Raw genomic sequence first — 18114 nt, 5'->3', positions numbered from 1 at the left:
ACTTCACTACGAAACGAGCTTCATGTCTAATTCCCCCCTGAGCATCGAACAGTTTTTACGCGCCATGCCGAAAGTGGAGCTGCATTGCCACCTGTTTGGCACGGTGCGCCAGGCGACTTTCCGCGCGCTGGCCGCCAAGTCGGGCAATGTCGTCACTCCCGAGGAAATCGACGCGTTTTACACGCGCGGCGACAAGCCCGTCGGCGTGCTGCGCGTGCTGCGCGCGCTCGATGCGCACCTGATCGTTTCGCCCACCGACCTGTATTGCCTCGCCTACGAATACCTGGAAGACGTGCATGGCCATGGCGTGCGCTATGCGGAGTTCTTCTGGAACCCCACCGGTACCGTGCGCGTGTCGGGCATCCGCTATGACGCGGCGCAAGACGCCATCGTGGCCGCCATCCGCGACGCGCAGCGCGACTTCGGCGTGATCGGCCGTTTGATTCCCAGCATCGACCGCGAAGCCGCTCCCGCGGAAGCCGTGCAGATGGTGGAATGGATGAAGGCGCACCGCGCGCCGGAAGTGATCGGCATCGGCATCGACTACCGCGAAAACGACCGCCCGCCGGAGCTCTTCATCGAAGCCTACCGCGCCGCCCGCGCAGCCGGTTTCAAGTGCACGGCGCACGCGGGCGAATTCGGCATGCCGTGGATGAATGTGGCGACGGCTATCGAGCAGCTGCAGGTGGACCGGGTCGATCATGGCTACACGATCGTTGACAATCCGGAACTGGCACAGCGCTGCGTGGAGCGCGGCCTGGTATTTACGGTCGTGCCGACCAATTCGTATTATCTGCGCACGCTGGCGCCCGAACGCTGGGCGCTGGATCACCCGATCCGCGCCATGGCCAAGCTGGGCCTGAAACTGCATCCGAACACGGACGACCCGACCCTGCACCACGTGACGCCAACGGGCGCCTGGATGATGATGCGCGAATTCGGTTTCGGCCTCGATGATATGCGCGGCTTCATGTTGAATGGCCTGGACGCGGCCTGGATCGATGAGAGTACGCGGCGCGACTGGCGCGCGGAATTTACGCGCGAGTTCGACGCGCTGCGCGCCCGCGTCGTCGACGTCTCTTAAGCTGAAACAGGCGGCGGCAGCAGCAGGGATGGAAATGCCCGTTGCGGGCACGCCTGCCGCTCGCATACCTTGCAGCCCGTACCGATGGGCGTGGCGCTGGAAGGGTCGTGCAAATCGAGTCCCTTCGAATAGATCAAGCGGTGCGCCTGCGAGATGTCGCAGCCCAGCGCCACGGCAAAGGTCTTGCCCGGTGCGCGGAAGCCCGGCGAGGCCGTGCTGACCTGGCGCGCGATCCACAAATACGTACAGCCGTCGGGCATGCTGGCCACTTGCGTGAGCACCTGGCCCGGATGGCTGAAGGCGTCGTAGACGATCCACAGGGGGCAAGTACCGCCCACCCTGGAAAAGTGAAAATCCGTCGCCGACTGGCGCTTTGACACATTGCCCGCGCGGTCGACGCGCACGAAGAAGAAGGGTAGTCCCGCCGCCTCGGGGCGCTGCATGGTGCTCAGACGATGGCACACGGCCTCGAAGCCCACGCCGAACTGGTGCGCCAGGCGCTCGATATCGTAGGCGCGCGTTTCCGCCGCCTGCAGGAAGCGCTGGTACGGCATCAGCAGGGCGCCGGCAAAGTAATTCGAGAATGCCAGGCGCGCGCTCGTTTGCGCCGCCGCGCCGGACAATCCCGCCGCCAGCACCAGCGCGTCGATCAGCTCGCTGTGTTCGAGCAGGCTGATTTGCGCCGCCATCTGGAAGGCGCGCTGGCCGCCCGTCAGGGTGTCGGGCAGCCACAGGATGTGTTGCTGGGCGTCGAAGCGGTGCTTGCGCACCATGCCCGCGTCGCCATCGGACAGTTGCACCTGGATACCGTGGCGCTCCAGCAGCCGGCTTTGCAGCGCGTCGAGCGCGCGCAACTGAGGGTCAAGTTCGCCCGCCACCCGCTCCGCCGCCCGGTCCAGCTCATCGATATAGTTCTGCCGCCGGTTCAGGTATTCGCGCACTTCCTCGTCCGTGGAAGGAGTCGCCGAACTGGCGCCACGGCTGCCGTCATCGAGGCGCGCGGCCAAGGTATCGGCCCGTTCCGCCATCACGCGGTAGCGCCGCTGCAGCAGCAAGATCGAGCGTGCCAGTTCCGGCATGTTTTCCACCAGCATTTTCAATTCCGCCATCGAGGTGGGCGGCGCGTCGGGCAATTCGCCGAACACGTCGCGCACGTCGGCCACCAGGCTGGCGCTGTCGTGTTCGGAGAAAATTTGCGGATCGACTCCCAGTACCGTGCCAATGCGCAACAGTATCGGCACCGTCAGCGGGCGCTGGTTGCGCTCCATCTGGTTCAGATAGCTGGGCGAAATGCCCAGGGACTTGGCCAGCGCTACCTGCGTCATGCGTCGTTCCTCGCGCAGCCGCTGCAGGCGCACGCCCATGAAAACCTTTGCCATCGCGCTTCCTCTTCCCCGGTTTGTGGAATCTGCAAATTTACAATATTTGCAGATTAACAGATTCAGCTTTGCATTATCTCGCATTTTCACGCCTTGTTTGCGGGCCGTATTGTGCGAATAATGCAAACAGACCTATACCCACACCAGGAGACACCGAGTGACCACGCAAACAACAATTCCGACCGTTCCCCTCTTGATCAACGGCGAGTGGGTTGAATCCCAAACCACCGTCTGGCGCGACGTCGTCAACCCGGCCACGCAGGAAGTGCTGGCCCGTGTGCCGTTTGCCACGCCCGATGAAGTCAACGCGGCAATCGCCTCGGCCCAGCGCGCCTTCAAAACCTGGCGCAAGACGCCGATCGGCGCGCGCGCGCGCATCTTCCTCAAACTCCAGCAGTTGATCCGCGAAAACATGGCCGACCTGGCCGCCACCTTGACGATGGAACAGGGCAAGACCCTGCTCGACGCGGAAGGCGACGTCTTCCGTGGCCTGGAAGTGGTCGAGCATGCCGCCAATATCGGCACCCTGCAAATGGGCGAATACGCGCAAAACGTGGCCGGTGGCGTCGATACCTACAGCGTGATGCAGCCGCTGGGCGTGTGCGCCGGCATTACCCCGTTCAACTTCCCCGCCATGATCCCCCTGTGGATGTTCCCAATGGCAATTGCCTGCGGCAACACGTTCGTGCTGAAACCATCGGAGCAAGATCCGCTCGTGACGGAAAAGCTGGTGCGCCTGGCCTTGCAGGCGGGCATCCCGGCCGGCGTGCTGAACGTGATACACGGCGGCGAAGACGTGGTCAACGCCCTGTGCGACCATCCGGACATCAAGGCGATCTCGTTCGTGGGATCGAGCAAGGTGGGTACGCATGTGTACCAGCGCGCCAGCCTGAACGGCAAACGCGCGCAATGCATGATGGGCGCCAAGAACCACGCCGTCGTCTTGCCTGACGCAAATAAAGAACAGACCCTGAACCAGTTGCTGGGCGCCGGCTTCGGCGCGGCCGGCCAGCGCTGCATGGCCGCCTCTGTCGCCGTGCTGGTGGGTGCGGCGCGCGAGTGGCTGCCGGAATTGTCCGCCAAGGCGCAAACCTTGACGGTGGGCGCGGGCAAGGATAACCCTGACCTGGGCCCCGTCATTTCCTGCGCGGCAAAAGAGCGTGTCTTCAGCCTGGTCGCCAAGGGCATCGAACAGGGCGCCGTGCTGACCCTCGATGGCCGCGACGTGAAGGTCGATGGCTATCCGAACGGCAACTTCGTCGGGCCGACGATTCTGTCCGGCGTGAAACCCGGCATGGTCGTGTATGACCAGGAAATCTTTGGCCCCGTCTTGATCGTCGTCGAAGTCGATACCCTGGATGAAGCGATCGCCCTGGTTAACGCGAATCCGAACGGCAACGGCACGGCGCTGTTTACGCAAAGCGGCGCGGCCGCGCGCTACTTCCAGGAAGAAATCGACGTGGGCCAGGTCGGCATCAACGTGCCCATTCCCGTGCCTGTTCCCCTGTTCAGCTTTACGGGCTCGCGCGGCTCCAAGCTGGGCGACCTGGGTCCGTTCGGCAAGCAAGTCGTGCTGTTCTATACGCAGACGCAGACGATTACCCAGCGCTGGTTCACGGATGCGGCTTCGGTGGGCAAGGTCAACACCACCATCAGCCTCAAGTAAGGAGCTGGCATGGACTTTGAATTGAGCGACGAGCAGCGCGAGTTCCAGCAGGCGGCGCGCGCGTTTTCCGAAGGCGAACTGGCGCCGCACGCGGCGCATTGGGATGCGGAATCGATCTTCCCGGTGGAAACGATTGCCAAGGCGGGCGAGATGGGCTTTTGCGGCCTGTACACGCCGCAGCGCTGGGGCGGCCTGGGCCTGTCGCGCCAGGATGCGGCCATCGTCTTCGAGGAGCTGGCCGGCGGCTGCACCTCCACCACGGCCTACATCACGATTCACAACATGGCCACCTGGATGCTGTCGCGCTGGGGGCAGGAAGCCCTGTGCGACGAGTGGGTGCCGGCCCTGGCCGCCGGCCAGAAGCTGGCCAGCTATTGCCTGACCGAACCGCAGTCGGGTTCCGACGCGGCGTCCTTGCGCACGAAAGCCGTCAAGGATGGCGATTTCTACGTGCTCGACGGCACGAAGGCCTTCATTTCCGGCGCGGGCCAGACGGACATGCTGATCGTCATGGCGAGAACCGGCGGCGAAGGTGCGGCCGGCATTTCCGCGTTTGCCGTGCCGGCGAATTTGCCCGGCATCGTATATGGCAAGAAAGAAGAAAAGATGGGCTGGAACAGCCAGCCCACGCGCATCATCAGCTTTGACCAGGTGAAAGTGCCTGTTGCTAACTTGCTGGGCGCGGAAGGCGAAGGCTTTGCCATCGCCATGAAGGGCATCGATGGCGGGCGCATCAATATTGCCGTGTGCTCGGTGGGCACGGCGCAGGCTGCCCTGACGCGGGCGCAGGCGTACATGAAGGAGCGCACGCAGTTCGGCCGCGAGCTGGCCCAGTTCCAGGCCCTGCAATTCAAGCTGGCCGACATGCTGACGGAACTGGTGGCGGCGCGCCAGATGGTGCGCCTGGCGGCCTGGAAACTGGACCAGGAAAGCCCGGACGCCACCGCGTATTGCGCCATGGCAAAACGTTTCGCCACGGATGTGGGTTTTAATGTGGCCAACGATGCGCTGCAATTGCACGGCGGCTACGGCTATATCCGCGAGTACCCGCTTGAGCGCCACGTGCGCGACACGCGCGTACACCAGATCCTGGAAGGGACGAATGAAATCATGCGCCTGATCGTCGCGCGAGCGATTTTGAAAGATGGCGCCACGGAGACCTTACGATGACTAAAGTGTATACCAACCTGTTGCTGGAACGCCGCGGCCATACGGCCCTGGTGACCCTCGACAACCCGCCCGCCCACACGTGGACCCTGGCCAGCCTGAACGCGCTGACGCAGCTGGTGGCCGACCTGAATGCCGATCCGGACGTGTATGCGCTGGTGATCACGGGCGGTGGCGCCAAGTTCTTCTCGGCCGGTGCGGATTTAAAGGTGTTTGCCGATGGTAACAAGGACACGGCGTTCGCCATGGCCGCCGCGTTTGGCGAGGCCTTCGAGGCGCTGTCCGCGTTTCGCGGCGTCAGCATCGCCGCCATCAATGGCTATGCCATGGGCGGCGGGCTCGAATGCGCGCTCGCTTGCGACATCCGTATTGCCGAAGAACATGCGCAGATGGCCTTGCCGGAAGCGTCCGTCGGCTTGCTGCCATGCGCGGGCGGCACACAGCACTTGCCGTGGCTGGTGGGCGAAGGCTGGGCCAAGCGCATGATTTTGTGCGGCGAGCGTGTCGATGCGGCCAAGGCCCTGGCCATCGGCCTCGTCGAGGAAGTCGTGCCAACCGGCAAGGCTGCCGCCACGGCGCTGGCACTGGCCGCCAAGGTGGCGCGCCAGAGCCCCAGCAGCGTGACGGCATGCAAGACCCTGATCCAGGGCGCGCGCAGCCATCCGCTGGTCAATTCCCTGCCCGATGAGCGCACCCTGTTCCTGGGCTTGTTCGATACGCAAGACCAGAAAGAGGGCGTGCAAGCGTTCCTGGAAAAACGTCCGGCGGAGTGGAAGAATGGCTGAAACCGTCAATATTGAGACCGTGAAGCTCGAGGAGCGCGACTGTCCCGGCGGCATGAAGCTGGGCGTCATCACCCTCGACGCACCGAAGTCCTTGCACGCGCTGACCCTGGAGATGATACGCGCCATCGATGGCGCTCTGGTGCGCTGGGCCGGTGACGACGCCATCGCCTGCGTGGTGCTGCAATCGTCGACCGACAAGGCCTTTTGCGCGGGCGGCGATGTGCGCAGTCTGCGTTCGGCAGTCGCCGAGCAGCCCGGTGTCGTGCCGAATCCGCAGGCGCTGGCCTTCTTTGCCGAGGAATACCGGCTCGACCACCGCATCCATACCTATGCAAAGCCGCTGCTGGTGTGGGGCGGCGGCATCGTCATGGGTGGCGGCCTGGGTCTGATGGCGGGCGCCAGCCACAAGGTGGTGACGGAAAGCACGCGCATCGCCATGCCGGAAATCACGATCGGCCTGTTCCCCGACGTGGGCGGCAGCTGGTTCCTGGGCCGCATGCCGGGACGCAGCGGCCTGTTCCTGGGCTTGACGGGCGCACCGATGAACGCGGCCGACGCCCTGTTCGCGGGCCTGGGTGATTATTTCCTGCGCCAGGAAGAGCGCGCCATGGTGCTCGACGCGCTGGCGCTGGCGCAATGGCAAGTGGATGCGCCCGCAAACCATCAGCAGCTGAGCCGTTTGCTGCGCGGCTTCTCGGCTCCGGCATCCATGCTGCCCGTCTCCGAAGTGCGCGCCAATTTCGACGCCATCGCCGCCTTGACGCAAGCGCCCACTCTGCCCGAAGTGGTGGCCGCCATTGCCGCGTATGACGGCGACTCGGCCTGGCTGCAAAAGGCGGCCCACTCGCTGCACAAGGGCGCACCCAGCTCGGCTGCTTTGGTCTGGGCCATGCGCGAACGCACGTGGCATCTGAGTCTGGCGCAAGTGTTCCAGCTGGAACTGATCGTTGCCGTGCAATGCTGCGCCCATGGGGACTTCAGCGAAGGCGTGCGCGCCTTGCTGATCGACAAGGACAACGCGCCGCAATGGCAGCCAGCCAGCCTGGCCGACGTCAGCGCAGCGTATCTCAATGAATATTTCACGGCGCCATGGGATAGCCATCCTTTGCGCGACCTGCATTAAAAGAACAACAGGAGACTCTAAAAATGCAACATATCGCTTTTATCGGCCTGGGCAACATGGGTGCACCGATGGCCCGCAATCTGGTGGCCGCTGGCTTCCACGTCTCCGTGTTCGACCTGGCACCAGCGGCAGTGGCGTCGCTGGTCGAAGCAGGCGCCACGGCGGCCGCATCCGCCAGCGCGGCCGTGCAGACGGCCGATGCCGTCATCACCATGCTGCCAGCCAACAAGCACGTGCAGGAACTGTACCTGGGCGCAGGGGGCGTGCTCGATTCGGCCAAGCCCGGCGCCCTGTTTATCGATTGCAGCACTATCGCCGCCGATGTGGCGCGCCAGGTGGCGCAGGCAGCCAGCGAGCGGGGTTTTGCCATGATCGATGCGCCCGTCTCGGGCGGCACGGCGGGCGCGGCGGCCGGCACCCTCACCTTCATCGTCGGTGGTAGCGTAGCGGCCTTGCAGCAGGCGCGGCCCTTGCTGGAAAAGATGGGCAAGAACATTTTCCATGCGGGCGAGGCCGGCGCAGGCCAGGTGGCAAAGATTTGCAACAACATGCTGCTGGGTATTTTGATGGCCGGTACGGCCGAGGCGCTGAACCTGGGCGTGGCGCATGGCCTCGATCCGAAAGTGCTGTCCGACATCATGGCCAAGAGTTCGGGCCGCAACTGGACCCTGGAAGTGTACAACCCGTGGCCCGGCGTCATGGACGGTACGCCCGCGTCGCGCAATTACACGGGCGGCTTCGGCACGGCGCTGATGCTGAAAGACCTGGGCCTGGCGCAGCAGTCGGCCCTGTCGGCAAACGCGCCCACGCCACTGGGTGGCCTGGTGCGCCAGCTGTACCAGATGCATGCGCAAGCCGGTTATGCGCAGCAGGATTTCTCCAGCATCGTGCACATGCTGCAGCCGGGCTTGAACAAGACTGTCTGAGGAATTTTTGGGCAAAAAAAAGCCCGCTGGTAAAAGCGGGCTAAATCCAATTCTTGGAAGAGTTGGAGGAGACAGATGCATTATGCTGCATCGCCACATATAACTCCAATTTATCTTTAGAATATCAACTATATGTTTTGGTGATATCTCTTCCAGGTAGCCGCATGGCGGCTACCGTTCCCACAACTCAGACCGGATTACAGGCGATCTTCACTGTCGTCACATTCGCTTCGCCCATCGTGCCGACGCCTGTGCCTGGCTGTACGACGCACAACAGGCCTTTCGGCTGGGTGGGGGAGACGGTGACGTTATAGGTGGCGCCATCGGCGACAGGGCCGTTCAAGGTAAAGCTCGTGGCATCCTTGGCCACCGTGGTGGTTGTACTGCCGTTAATCAACACCAAGCCTTCTACTGTCAGGCCGGAAATCGTGCCGCCCACGCTATACGTGTTTTGTGAGCAAAAAACAGCGGCGCTGATGTTGATGTAATGGCCAGCCGAACCGGAGCCACCATTGATGCCGCAAGTCATATGGGCCGGTTGTTGCTTGAAGGTGATGTTGTAGTCGGTGCCATAGTCGATGCGTTTTTTAAAGGTAAACGAGGTCTGGCCGGCTGGAATCGGGAGTTCCTCCCCGCCGTTGGCCAGGATCAGGCCATTGTTGTTCAAGTTGCTGATGGAGCCGCTGACATCATACGAGGCCTTGCCACCGCAAGCGGCCAGTCCCAGGGTCAGCAGCAGCGCGGCGAGTGGGCGCAAGCAGGATAACTTCATGTATTTCTCCAAAAAATAGGTGACGGATCGCAAGGATTACTGCGGCGTGCAGTCGAGTGTGGCCGCGGTCGTGGGGGCAGAGCCCATCGTGCCGACCGTATCGCTGCCATCGGCACTGGTGGAGCCCTGGAAACGGCACTTCAGGCCCGTCGGCTGAGTCAGTATGGAAATGCCGTATGGGGCGCCGTCAGCTACCGCATCGAATTTGTAGGAGCCGGTGTTAGCCAGGGGGCTGGTGCCGTTAGGGCCCATCACCAGGCGCAAGCCGCCAGCGGTCAGGCCCGTGATCGTGCCGCTCAGCGGGTAGGTATTGGTCTGGCAGCTCACCACGGCCGTGCTCGCGGAATAGCTTGTTGCCTTGCCGCTGCCGTTGGTAATGCTGCAAACGGCGCCCTTTGGCTGCTGCGCGATGGTGATATCGTAGCGGTCATCGGTCTTGACCAGCTTGGTGAAAACAAAGGAGGACTGGCCCGCAGGAACGGACAAGCGTTCGCCATCATTCAGCAGAATCAGTCCCTCTTTTGCCAGATTGGAGACTTGGCCACTCAGATACAGGTTGCCGCCGCTGCCGCCGCAAGCTGCCAGTGTGACGGCGCAAGCCGCCGCCAGCATCGAGCGCAGGTACAAATTTTTCATACATTCTCCAAAACGAATTAGGTTGGGTAGCGCAACGCGGACGCTGGCGCCGCATTGGAATGGCGCCTATTTTAGTCTATCTGGCAAGCCGAATGATCTTGCCTTGTATCACCCTGTAACAATTTTTCGCCGGGAAGCGCTGGCCCGGCCCCATTTCACGGGGGCGCAGCCATGCCTGCTGCGGCGATCAGTGCGACAATACATGCAGCCTGCGCATCGTGGCGCAGCAACCACCGTGAGTCCCATGTCCCTTGCCCCTGTAAAACCCGCCGTGCCACCCAAGGCCATCCTGTTCGATCTTGACGATACCTTGTGGCCCATCGCGCCCGTGATTGCCGCCGCCGAAACCCTGTTGCACGACTGGCTGGCCGCGCATGCGCCCAGGGTGGCGCAGCAATTTTCCATCGAGGTGCTGCGCCAGCACCGTCTGGCCATGCTCAATGCGCAACCGCATTTTCATGGCAATTTGATCGAGTTGCGTCGCGCTGGCCTGCTGGCCGCCTTCGAGACCGCTGGCGAGGATGCCGCCTTGGTCGAGCAGGCCATCGCGCACTTCCTGGCCGCGCGCAACCGCGTCCAGCCGTATGATGACGTCTTGCCTGGCCTGGCCTGGATGCGCCAGCGCATGCTGCTCGGCTCGATCTCGAATGGCAATGCGGACCTTGAAATTATCGGCCTGGCGCAGCATTTCAAGGTATCGATCGCCGCCAGCGACTTTGGCGTGGCCAAGCCCGATGCCAGCATCTTCCTGGCCGCCTGCGCCGCGCTGGAAGTGGCCCCGCATGAAGCCGTGTATGTGGGCGACGACCTGTATTTCGACGTGACGGGAGCGCAAGGCGCGGGCATGCGTGCCGTATGGATGAACCGCAAGGGCAGCGATGCCCACCTGGCCGCCGGCGTGCAGCCCGACGCCATTTGCGCCAACTTTGATGAATTGCTGCTGTGGCTGCAAGGCCAGCTGGAAGATTGATCGCCGCTGGTCGGGCGAACGTGCATAATAGGTGCTGTTACTGCACGTTCGGCCGCTGTTGTTGCCGCTTGATTAACAATATGCTTGTTTAAAGAATATTTGCTTACCTAAGACACCATGCAACTCGATACACGTGCCCAAACACTGCTGAAAGCCCTGGTCGAGCGATATATCGCCGACGGCCTGCCGGTCGGTTCGCGCGCCCTGTCGAAAATTTCAGGCCTGGACCTGTCGCCGGCCACGATCCGCAACATCATGGCCGACCTGGAAGAACTCGGTTATGTGTCCAGTCCGCACACATCGGCCGGACGCATCCCCACGCCGCGCGGCTACCGCATCTTTGTCGACACCTTGCTGACCGTCCGGCACCTGGACGAGCATATGGTGGAATCGCGCATGCGTCTGCAGACGCCGCAGCCGCAAAAAACCATCGCCAACGCGGCGCAGATGCTGTCGTCGCTGTCGCAGTTTGCCGGCGTCGTGCTCAGTCCGCGCCGCGAATCCGTGTTCCAGCAAATCGAATTCCTGCGCCTGTCCGAAAAGCGCATCCTGCTCGTCATCGTTGCCCCCGGCGGTGACGTGCAGAACCGTTTATTGCTGACGGAGGCTGACTATACGCCGACACAACTGGTGCAATCGGCCAATTACATCAACCAGAACTATGGCGGCCTGTCATTCGACGCCGTACGCGTGCGCCTGCAGGGCGAACTGCGCCAGCTGCGCGATGACATGGGCAGCCTGATGCAGGCGGCCGTGGAAGCGGGCAGCGAAGCGATGGCCGACCATAGCGACGACATGGTGATCTCCGGCGAACGCAACTTGCTCAGCGTGAGCGATCTGTCATCGAATATGCATTCGCTGCGCCAGATGTTCGACATGTTCGAGCAAAAGACGGGCTTGATGCAGCTGCTCGACGTGTCGAGCAAGGCGACGGGCGTGCAGATTTTCATCGGCGGCGAATCGAACCTGGTGCCGATGGATGAGATGAGCGTGGTGACGGCGCCGTATGAGGTCAACGGCAAGATCGTGGGAACGTTGGGAGTGATCGGACCGACGCGCATGGCTTACGAGCGCGTCATTCCGATCGTCGATATTACGGCTAAATTACTGTCGAGCGCACTCAGCCATCATTGATGCCGCTCCATGCCGTGCCAGCCGCCCCGTGGGAGCGGCCGGCAAGCGTCAGGCGGTTTTATGCGGGCAAGCCGTCTTGATGCAGTTGCCGTAGATGGCCAAGGCGTGTTCGGCGATCTTGAAGCCGCGCTCTTCAGCCACTTTTTGCTGGCGGATTTCGATCTCTTCGTCGAAGAATTCTTCGACCCGGCCACAGTCGAGGCACACCAGATGGTCGTGGTGGGAACCTTCGTTGAGTTCGAAAATTGCCTTGCCGGTTTCAAAATGGTTGCGGTTGAGCAAGCCTGCCTGTTCAAACTGCGTCAGGACACGGTAGACAGTTGCCAAACCGACATCCATATTGTCGGCCAGCAGAATTTTATAGACGTCTTCCGCTGTCAGGTGGCGTACCGGGCTACTCTGGAAGATATCGAGTATCTTCAGGCGTGGCAGGGTGGCTTTCAGGCCGCTTGCCTTGAGATCACTAGGATTGTTACTCATGTTTGTTGCTCATATGTGGGTCAGGTGCTTTATCATATAGCGTTTTGTCGGGGAGTGCCAAAATATGCATTTTTTGGCAGGCCGGTCACTCCTGGCGTTTTGTTCATCCAATTGAGGTCATTTATGCGCGTAACACCGGCTGTATTGCCATCTCTCTGGCACCGTATTTCATTTCGAGCACCAGTCGTGGCAGGCATGGTCTGTGTCGCGCTGGTCATGTCCGGCTGCGCCAGCCGCGGCATCCTTGGCGAAAAGCCAGCGGTGACGCTCAAGGAAGGCCAGGAAGTCGTTCCGGAAAAAGGTGCGCAGACCACCACGGTGACGCCGCTGCAAAAATTCATGTGGTTTTTCTCGCCGTATCGTCCTGACATTCAACAAGGCAACTTTGTCTCCGAAGAGATGCTGGCCCAGTTGAAAGTGGGCATGACGCGCGATCAGGTGCGTTTCGTCCTCGGCACTTCCCTGCTGACCGATATCTTCCATGCCGACCGCTGGGATTACCCATTCCGCCTGGCACGGGGCAGTGGCGAAACCACCAGCAGCCGCGTGGTTGTGTTCTTTGATAAAGAAGGCAAAGTGGCCCGTTTCGAAGGCGGCAACTTGCCGACGGAGAAAGAGTACATCGACCGCATCGCCGGTCCGTCGCCGTTCGCCAAGGTCGCCAAGGCCGACGTGCCTGCCGCCGCCATGCCGTCGCCCGTGGCGCCGAGCGCCGTGCCCGTGCCGGCCGATGCCGCGCCTGCCATTCCCGTGAGCAAGCCTGACGTTGCACCCGCACCTGCAACGATCCCTGCCGCCGAGCCTGCACCCACTGCCGAACCCACCAAATAAGTTGCTGTAAGAGAATAAAATGACTGAACTGAAAATCGCCATCGCTGGCGCCAGCGGCCGCATGGGCCATATCCTGATCGAAGCCGTCAGCAACGCGCCCGACGCCGTGCTGGCCGGTGCGCTCGACCGCGCTGGCTCGCCGTCCGTCGGCCAGGACGCCGCCGCCTTTCTGGGCAAGCCTGCCGGCGTGCTGATCGAGTCCGACCTGGCCACCGGCCTGGCCGGCGCCGATTACCTGATCGACTTCACGCGTCCCGAAGGCACCTTGCAGCACCTGGCGTACTGCGCCGAGCATGGCATCAAGATGATCATCGGCACCACCGGCTTCGATGACGCGGGCAAGGCGGCCATTGCCGCCGCCGCCGAAAAGACGGCCATCATGTTCGCGCCGAACATGAGCGTGGGCGTGAATGTCACCATGAAGTTGCTGGAACTGGCGGCGAAAAGCCTGTCCGAAGGCTATGACATTGAAATCATCGAAGCGCACCACCGCCACAAGGTCGACGCGCCATCTGGCACCGCCCTGCAAATGGGTGAAGTAGTGGCCGGCGCCCTGGGCCGCGACCTGAAGGAATGCGCCGTGTACGGCCGCGAAGGCGTGACGGGCGAACGCGATCCGTCGACCATCGGCTTTGCCACCATCCGCGGCGGCGATATCGTCGGCGACCATACGGTGCTGTTTGCCGGCATCGGCGAGCGCATCGAGATCAGCCACAAGTCGAGCAGCCGCGTCACCTACGCCCACGGCGCCCTGCGCGCCGCGCGTTTCCTGGCCGACAAGCCGACCGGCCTGTTCGACATGCAGGACGTGCTGTCGCTGAAGAACTGAGGAAGATCATGGCCACTGCCATCCTGAATGGAAAAGACATCACCGACGAAGCGAGCTTTCACGCGCAATGCGTGCCAGCCTTCGGTTTCCCCGCGTTCTACGGCAACAGCATGGATGCCTGGGTCGATTGCCTCAGTTATCTGCGTGACGACGAAAACATGACGCAGTTCCGTTTGAAACCGAACGAAGTGCTGGAAATCGTCGTGCAGGATGCGGAGGCAATGAAGGCGCAGGCGCCGGACTTGCTGGAAGAAATCACCTTCTGTATCGCCGGCATCAATGAGCGCTATGAAGATTATGGTGAAAAGCCGGCGTTGAAGTTGACCCTGAAATAATTGTCGTATCAACCCAACGGCGAAATACCGGGGTCGGACCCTCAGGGTCCGACCCCAGCCGTTCCGCCGTTGGGGTGAGTTACACCACCTTGCGTTCGCGCAAACCGTCGATCTGGCTGCCATCGAGGCCCAGCCACTGCTGCAGCACTTCCTGCGTATGCTGTCCCAGCAACGGCGGCGGCAAGCGGTATTGCACGGGCGAGCCGGACAGGCGCACGGGATTGGCCACCAGCGCCACCGTGCCTGCCGTCGGATGCGGCATCTCCACTTTCAAGCCACGCGCGATCACTTGCGGATCGGCAAATACCTGGTCGATGCGGTTGACGGGACCGCACGGCACGGCTTGCGCCTCGAACGCGCTGATCCACTCGGCCGTCGTGCGCATGACCGTGGTCTGGCGCATCAAGGGAATCAGAATCGCCCGGTTTGCCACGCGCTGCGGATTGCTCATGAAACGCTCGTCCTGTGCCCATTCCGGGTGGCCGGCGACGGCGCAAAAGCGCGAAAATTGCCCATCGTTGCCGATCGCCAGAATCATGTCGCCATCGGCTGTCGGGAAGTCTTGATACGGCACGATGTTCGGATGCGCATTGCCCATGCGCTGCGGCACCTTGCCGCCGCATAAGTAATTCGCTGCCTGGTTGCCCAGCGCCGCCACTTGCACGTCGAGCAGGGCCAGGTCGATATGCTGGCCCAGGCCCGAGCGCTCGCGCTCGGCCAGCGCCGCCTGCACGGCGATGGTGGCGTACAGGCCCGTCATGATGTCCGTTTGCGCCACGCCCACTTTTTGTGGCCCGGCGCCCGGCTGGCCATCGGGCACGCCCGTGATGCTCATCAAGCCGCCCATGCCCTGGATCAAAAAGTCATAGCCGGCGCGCGCCGCGTACGGCCCGTCCTGGCCGAAGCCCGTGATGGAGCAGTACACGAGGCGCGGATTGAGTGCCAGCAAACTGGCCGCATCGAGGCCATATTGCTTCAAGCCGTCCAGCTTGAAATTTTCCAGCAAGACATCCGCTTCGGCGGCCAGCTGGCGCACCAGCGCCTGGCCTTCAGGCGCGGCCAGGTCGATGCACAAGGAGCGCTTGTTGCGGTTGGCGCACTGGAAATAGGCGGCCTCGGCGGTGTCGCGGCCGTCTGCATCTTTCAGATACGGCGGACCCCAGGAGCGCGTGTCGTCGCCGCGGCCCGGCTGTTCAACCTTGACCACGTCGGCGCCGAGGTCGGCCAGCATCTGCCCGGCCCACGGGCCGGCCAGCACGCGCGACAGGTCGAGCACGCGCAAACCGGTCAGCGGTGAGGGCCGCAGGGTGGAAGCCAAGGCGCCCATCAGTTGTTGAAGGCGGCGATGCCGGTGATCGCGCGGCCGATGATCAGCGCGTGCACATCGTGCGTGCCTTCATAGGTGTTGACCACTTCCAGGTTGACCAGGTGGCGGATCACGCCGAACTCATCGGAAATGCCATTGCCGCCCATCATATCGCGCGCCACGCGGGCGATATCGAGCGCCTTGCCGCAGCTGTTGCGTTTCATGATAGAGGTGATTTCCACGGCGGGCGAACCCTCATCCTTCATGCGGCCCAGGCGCAAACAGCCCTGCAAGCCCATGGTGATTTCCGTCAGCATATCCGCCAGTTTCTTTTGCACCAGCTGGTTCGCGGCCAGTGGACGGCCGAATTGCTGGCGGTCCATCGTGTACTGGCGTGCCTTCAGGTAGCAATCTTCCGCCGCGCCCAGCGCGCCCCAGGCGATGCCGTAGCGGGCGCTGTTCAGGCAAGTAAATGGACCCTTCAGGCCGCGCACGTCGGGGAAAGCGTTTTCTTCCGGGCAAAACACTTCATCCATGACGATTTCACCGGTGATGCTGGTGCGCAAGCCGACCTTGCCGTGGATTTCCGGCGCCGACAAACCCTTCCAGCCTTTTTCCAGCACGAAGCCGCGGATCGCGCCTTCATCATCCTTGGCCCAGACGACGAACACGTCGGCAATCGGGCTGTTGGTGATCCACATCTTGGCGCCGGACAGGCTGTAGCCGCCCGGCACCTTGCGCGCACGGGTGACCATGCTGCCCGGGTCGGAGCCGTGGTTCGGTTCCGTCAGGCCGAAGCAGCCGATGAATTCGCCCGTCGCTAGTTTCGGCAGGTATTTCTGTTTCGTTTCTTCGTTGCCGAAGGCATGGATCGGCACCATCACCAGCGACGATTGCACGCTCATCATCGAGCGGTAGCCCGAATCGACGCGCTCGACTTCGCGCGCGGCCAGGCCGTAGCAGACATAGTTCAGGCCGGCGCCGCCGTATTCTTCGGGAATGGTCGTGCCCAGCAAGCCCAATTCTCCCATTTCGCGGAAGATGGCCGCGTCCGTGCGGCCATGGCGGAACGATTCGAGGACGCGCGGCACCAGGCTGCCCTGGCAATAGTCGCGGGCCGCTTCCAGCACGGCGCGCTCATCGCCCGTCAGTTGTTCTTCCAGCAGCAGGGGGGAATTCCAGTCGAATACGGTTTTGCTCATCACAGGCCTCGCAGGTGAGCGCCGGTGATCGGCGCAAGATTGAATATGGCTCATGGTAGGTTCTTGCCTAGCCTTGCGCAAACGATTTTTTCGCACCCAGACATGCGTTTTGCGCATATCTTGCGGCATACTAGGGTTCTTTTACCCGCCGGATACCCCATGTCACGCAAAATCCCGATGCTGCAGGCGCTCAATTGTTTCGAGGCGGCCGCGCGCCACCAGAGCTACACGCACGCGGCGCGCGAACTGTCGCTGACCCAAAGCGCCGTCTCGCGGCAGATATCTTCACTGGAAAGCTTTCTTGGTGTGCAACTGTTTCAGCGCACGCGCCATGGCGTGTTGCTGACCAGCGCCGGCGCCGCGTATGCGCGCCAGATCGCGGCACGCCTCGATGGCCTGGAGCGCGACACGCTCGACACCATGGCGCGCCAGGGCGGCGGCGGGGTATTGCAGCTCGCTTCCGTGCCCACGTTTGCCACGCGCTGGCTGATGCCGCGCCTGAGCTCGCTGGCAGGGCTGCACCCCGACATCGTCGTGCATATCGACGCGTATACAAAACCGTTCATGTTTGCCGATACGGAATACGACGGCGCCCTGTACGCGGGCACGCCCGAGCAACTGGCGCGCTGGCCCGGCACGCGCGCCACCTTGCTCATGCACGAAGAAATCGTGCCCGTCGCCAGCCCCCGCCTGCTGGCGGCGCGCAGCGACTGGCAGCCGCAGGATGTATTGGAACTGACCTTGCTGCAACAAAGTACGCGCCCGGGCGCCTGGCGCCAGTGGTTTGATGCCATGCAGGTCGAAGGAGAGGGGCGCGATGGGGCGCACTACGGCGCCCGCTACGAACTGTTTTCCATGCTGGCCATGGCGGCCGTGCAGGGGCAAGGGACAGTCCTGCTGCCACGCATGCTGGTCGAAGCGGAACTGGCGCGTGGCGAACTGCGCATCGTCTGCGAGCGCCCACTGCGCGGCCAGCGCGCGTATTACCTGATCACACCCGAAACGGCGCATGAAAAAACGGCCTTGCAGCAGTTCCGCTTATGGCTGCAAGACGAGGCGGCCTAGACGACCTTGGCGGTATCGAAGTGGGGATTGTCGATGAGGCCGATCTGGTTGCCGAACGGGTCGAGCAATTCCACCGTGCGGATGCCGTCGCCCACGTCCGTGATCGGATGGTGCAGGGTGCCGCCCAGCGCGACGATGCGCTCGACTTCCTGCTCGATGCCGTCCACGCCCCAGTACGTCACGCTGCCTTGCGTGCCTGGCTCGCCGCCCGGCATCAGCCCAAGTTCGAAGCCGCCAATGGCAAAACCCACATAAAACGGCTGGTCGAAATACGGCGCCGTGTTAAATACCTGGCTGTACCAGGCTTTGGCCTTGCCCAGGTCGGGGACGGGATAGGTGACGGTGCGTAAACCCTTGATCATGTTCTGCTCCTGGTGAATGAAGAATAACGCCATCATGCCACCGGCGCGCGCCGCGTGATTGT

18 protein-coding genes and 1 pseudogene are annotated in these 18114 nt (G+C 62.5%); 12 read left to right on the top strand and 7 right to left on the bottom strand.

The genetic code is table 11. From position 1 onward, the window contains the following. The first annotated feature begins 22 nt into the window (after nucleotides 1-22). Nucleotides 23-1084, top strand: coding sequence for an adenosine deaminase (locus tag O0882_RS07480; RefSeq protein ID WP_289946579.1), 1062 nt, complete (start codon nucleotides 23-25; stop codon nucleotides 1082-1084). Here O0882_RS07480 and O0882_RS07475 read toward each other — a convergent pair. Then, nucleotides 1081-2463, bottom strand: coding sequence for a short-chain fatty acyl-CoA regulator family protein (locus O0882_RS07475; protein WP_289946576.1), 1383 nt, complete (start codon nucleotides 2461-2463; stop codon nucleotides 1081-1083). The two genes, O0882_RS07480 and O0882_RS07475, sit on opposite strands and share 4 nt — an antisense overlap. A 157-nt stretch (nucleotides 2464-2620) precedes the next feature. Here O0882_RS07475 and O0882_RS07470 point away from each other — a divergent pair, with 157 nt between their 5' ends. From O0882_RS07470 to mmsB, 5 genes and pseudogenes are all read left to right on the top strand, one after another. Further along, entirely contained in the window at nucleotides 2621-4129 is a 1509-nt protein-coding gene (locus O0882_RS07470; protein WP_099761914.1) for a CoA-acylating methylmalonate-semialdehyde dehydrogenase, read from the top strand. 9 nt (nucleotides 4130-4138) lie between these two features. Then, nucleotides 4139-5299: an acyl-CoA dehydrogenase family protein gene (locus tag O0882_RS07465; protein WP_289946574.1), complete on the top strand. Its 1161-nt coding sequence runs from the start codon at nucleotides 4139-4141 to the stop codon at nucleotides 5297-5299. Then, nucleotides 5296-6081 (top strand): enoyl-CoA hydratase, encoded by a 786-nt coding sequence (locus O0882_RS07460; RefSeq protein WP_099761916.1) that lies wholly within the window; start codon nucleotides 5296-5298, stop codon nucleotides 6079-6081. The genes O0882_RS07465 and O0882_RS07460 overlap by 4 nt, the downstream gene beginning before the upstream one ends. Further along, nucleotides 6074-7204: an enoyl-CoA hydratase/isomerase family protein gene (locus tag O0882_RS07455; protein ID WP_289946573.1), complete on the top strand. Its 1131-nt coding sequence runs from the start codon at nucleotides 6074-6076 to the stop codon at nucleotides 7202-7204. The genes O0882_RS07460 and O0882_RS07455 overlap by 8 nt, the downstream gene beginning before the upstream one ends. 17 nt (nucleotides 7205-7221) lie before the next feature. Next, nucleotides 7222-8130, top strand: a pseudogene (mmsB, locus tag O0882_RS07450) (3-hydroxyisobutyrate dehydrogenase); the annotation flags it as partial. 187 nt (nucleotides 8131-8317) lie between these two features. On the opposite strand, the gene O0882_RS07445 reads toward mmsB, so the two are convergent. Next, nucleotides 8318-8902, bottom strand: a complete 585-nt coding sequence (locus tag O0882_RS07445) for a hypothetical protein (protein ID WP_289946571.1) — start codon at nucleotides 8900-8902, stop codon at nucleotides 8318-8320. Nucleotides 8903-8938: 36 nt separating this feature from the next. Further along, nucleotides 8939-9538: a hypothetical protein gene (locus tag O0882_RS07440; RefSeq protein ID WP_289946569.1), complete on the bottom strand. Its 600-nt coding sequence runs from the start codon at nucleotides 9536-9538 to the stop codon at nucleotides 8939-8941. 244 nt (nucleotides 9539-9782) lie between these two features. Between O0882_RS07440 and O0882_RS07435 the strand changes: the two genes are divergently transcribed. Both O0882_RS07435 and hrcA read left to right on the top strand, forming a co-directional pair. Beyond that, a complete protein-coding gene (locus O0882_RS07435; protein WP_289946567.1) occupies nucleotides 9783-10508 on the top strand; it encodes an HAD family hydrolase in 726 nt (241 codons plus the stop codon). A gap of 117 nt (nucleotides 10509-10625) precedes the next feature. Next, nucleotides 10626-11642 carry a heat-inducible transcriptional repressor HrcA gene (gene hrcA, locus O0882_RS07430; RefSeq protein ID WP_289946566.1) on the top strand — a complete coding sequence of 339 codons (1017 nt, stop codon included), beginning with the start codon at nucleotides 10626-10628 and terminating at the stop codon, nucleotides 11640-11642. Between the two features lie 48 nt (nucleotides 11643-11690). Here the strand turns inward: hrcA and fur are convergent, their stop codons facing one another. Further along, nucleotides 11691-12122: a ferric iron uptake transcriptional regulator gene (gene fur, locus O0882_RS07425; protein ID WP_099761922.1), complete on the bottom strand. Its 432-nt coding sequence runs from the start codon at nucleotides 12120-12122 to the stop codon at nucleotides 11691-11693. Between the two features lie 195 nt (nucleotides 12123-12317). Between fur and O0882_RS07420 the strand changes: the two genes are divergently transcribed. The 3 genes from O0882_RS07420 to O0882_RS07410 are packed head-to-tail and all read left to right on the top strand — an operon-like array spanning nucleotide 12318 to nucleotide 14117. Next, nucleotides 12318-12953 (top strand): outer membrane protein assembly factor BamE, encoded by a 636-nt coding sequence (locus tag O0882_RS07420; protein ID WP_354670254.1) that lies wholly within the window; start codon nucleotides 12318-12320, stop codon nucleotides 12951-12953. Nucleotides 12954-12972: 19 nt separating this feature from the next. Beyond that, nucleotides 12973-13782, top strand: a complete 810-nt coding sequence (gene dapB, locus O0882_RS07415) for a 4-hydroxy-tetrahydrodipicolinate reductase (protein ID WP_092711959.1) — start codon at nucleotides 12973-12975, stop codon at nucleotides 13780-13782. An 8-nt stretch (nucleotides 13783-13790) separates the two neighbouring features. Next, on the top strand, nucleotides 13791-14117 hold the full coding sequence (locus O0882_RS07410) for a barstar family protein (RefSeq protein WP_289946559.1): 327 nt from the start codon (nucleotides 13791-13793) through the stop codon (nucleotides 14115-14117). Nucleotides 14118-14196: 79 nt separating this feature from the next. On the opposite strand, the gene O0882_RS07405 is transcribed toward O0882_RS07410, so the two are convergent. Then, nucleotides 14197-15444: a CaiB/BaiF CoA-transferase family protein gene (locus O0882_RS07405; protein WP_289946557.1), complete on the bottom strand. Its 1248-nt coding sequence runs from the start codon at nucleotides 15442-15444 to the stop codon at nucleotides 14197-14199. Next, on the bottom strand, nucleotides 15444-16625 hold the full coding sequence (locus tag O0882_RS07400; RefSeq protein WP_096238083.1) for an acyl-CoA dehydrogenase: 1182 nt from the start codon (nucleotides 16623-16625) through the stop codon (nucleotides 15444-15446). Before O0882_RS07400 ends, O0882_RS07405 begins: the two co-directional genes overlap by 1 nt. A gap of 159 nt (nucleotides 16626-16784) precedes the next feature. Between O0882_RS07400 and O0882_RS07395 the strand changes: the two genes are divergently transcribed. Then, nucleotides 16785-17690 (top strand): LysR substrate-binding domain-containing protein, encoded by a 906-nt coding sequence (locus O0882_RS07395; protein ID WP_289946554.1) that lies wholly within the window; start codon nucleotides 16785-16787, stop codon nucleotides 17688-17690. Here O0882_RS07395 and O0882_RS07390 read toward each other — a convergent pair. Next, nucleotides 17687-18052: a VOC family protein gene (locus tag O0882_RS07390; RefSeq protein ID WP_289946552.1), complete on the bottom strand. Its 366-nt coding sequence runs from the start codon at nucleotides 18050-18052 to the stop codon at nucleotides 17687-17689. The genes O0882_RS07395 and O0882_RS07390 overlap by 4 nt on opposite strands. Nucleotides 18053-18114 lie beyond the last annotated feature (62 nt).

It is taken from the genome of Janthinobacterium sp. SUN073, from assembly GCF_030397665.1.
GTDB lineage: Bacteria > Pseudomonadota > Gammaproteobacteria > Burkholderiales > Burkholderiaceae_D > Janthinobacterium.
Note: the sequence above shows the minus strand (reverse complement) of the source record. Positions and strands in the feature narration are given on the sequence as shown.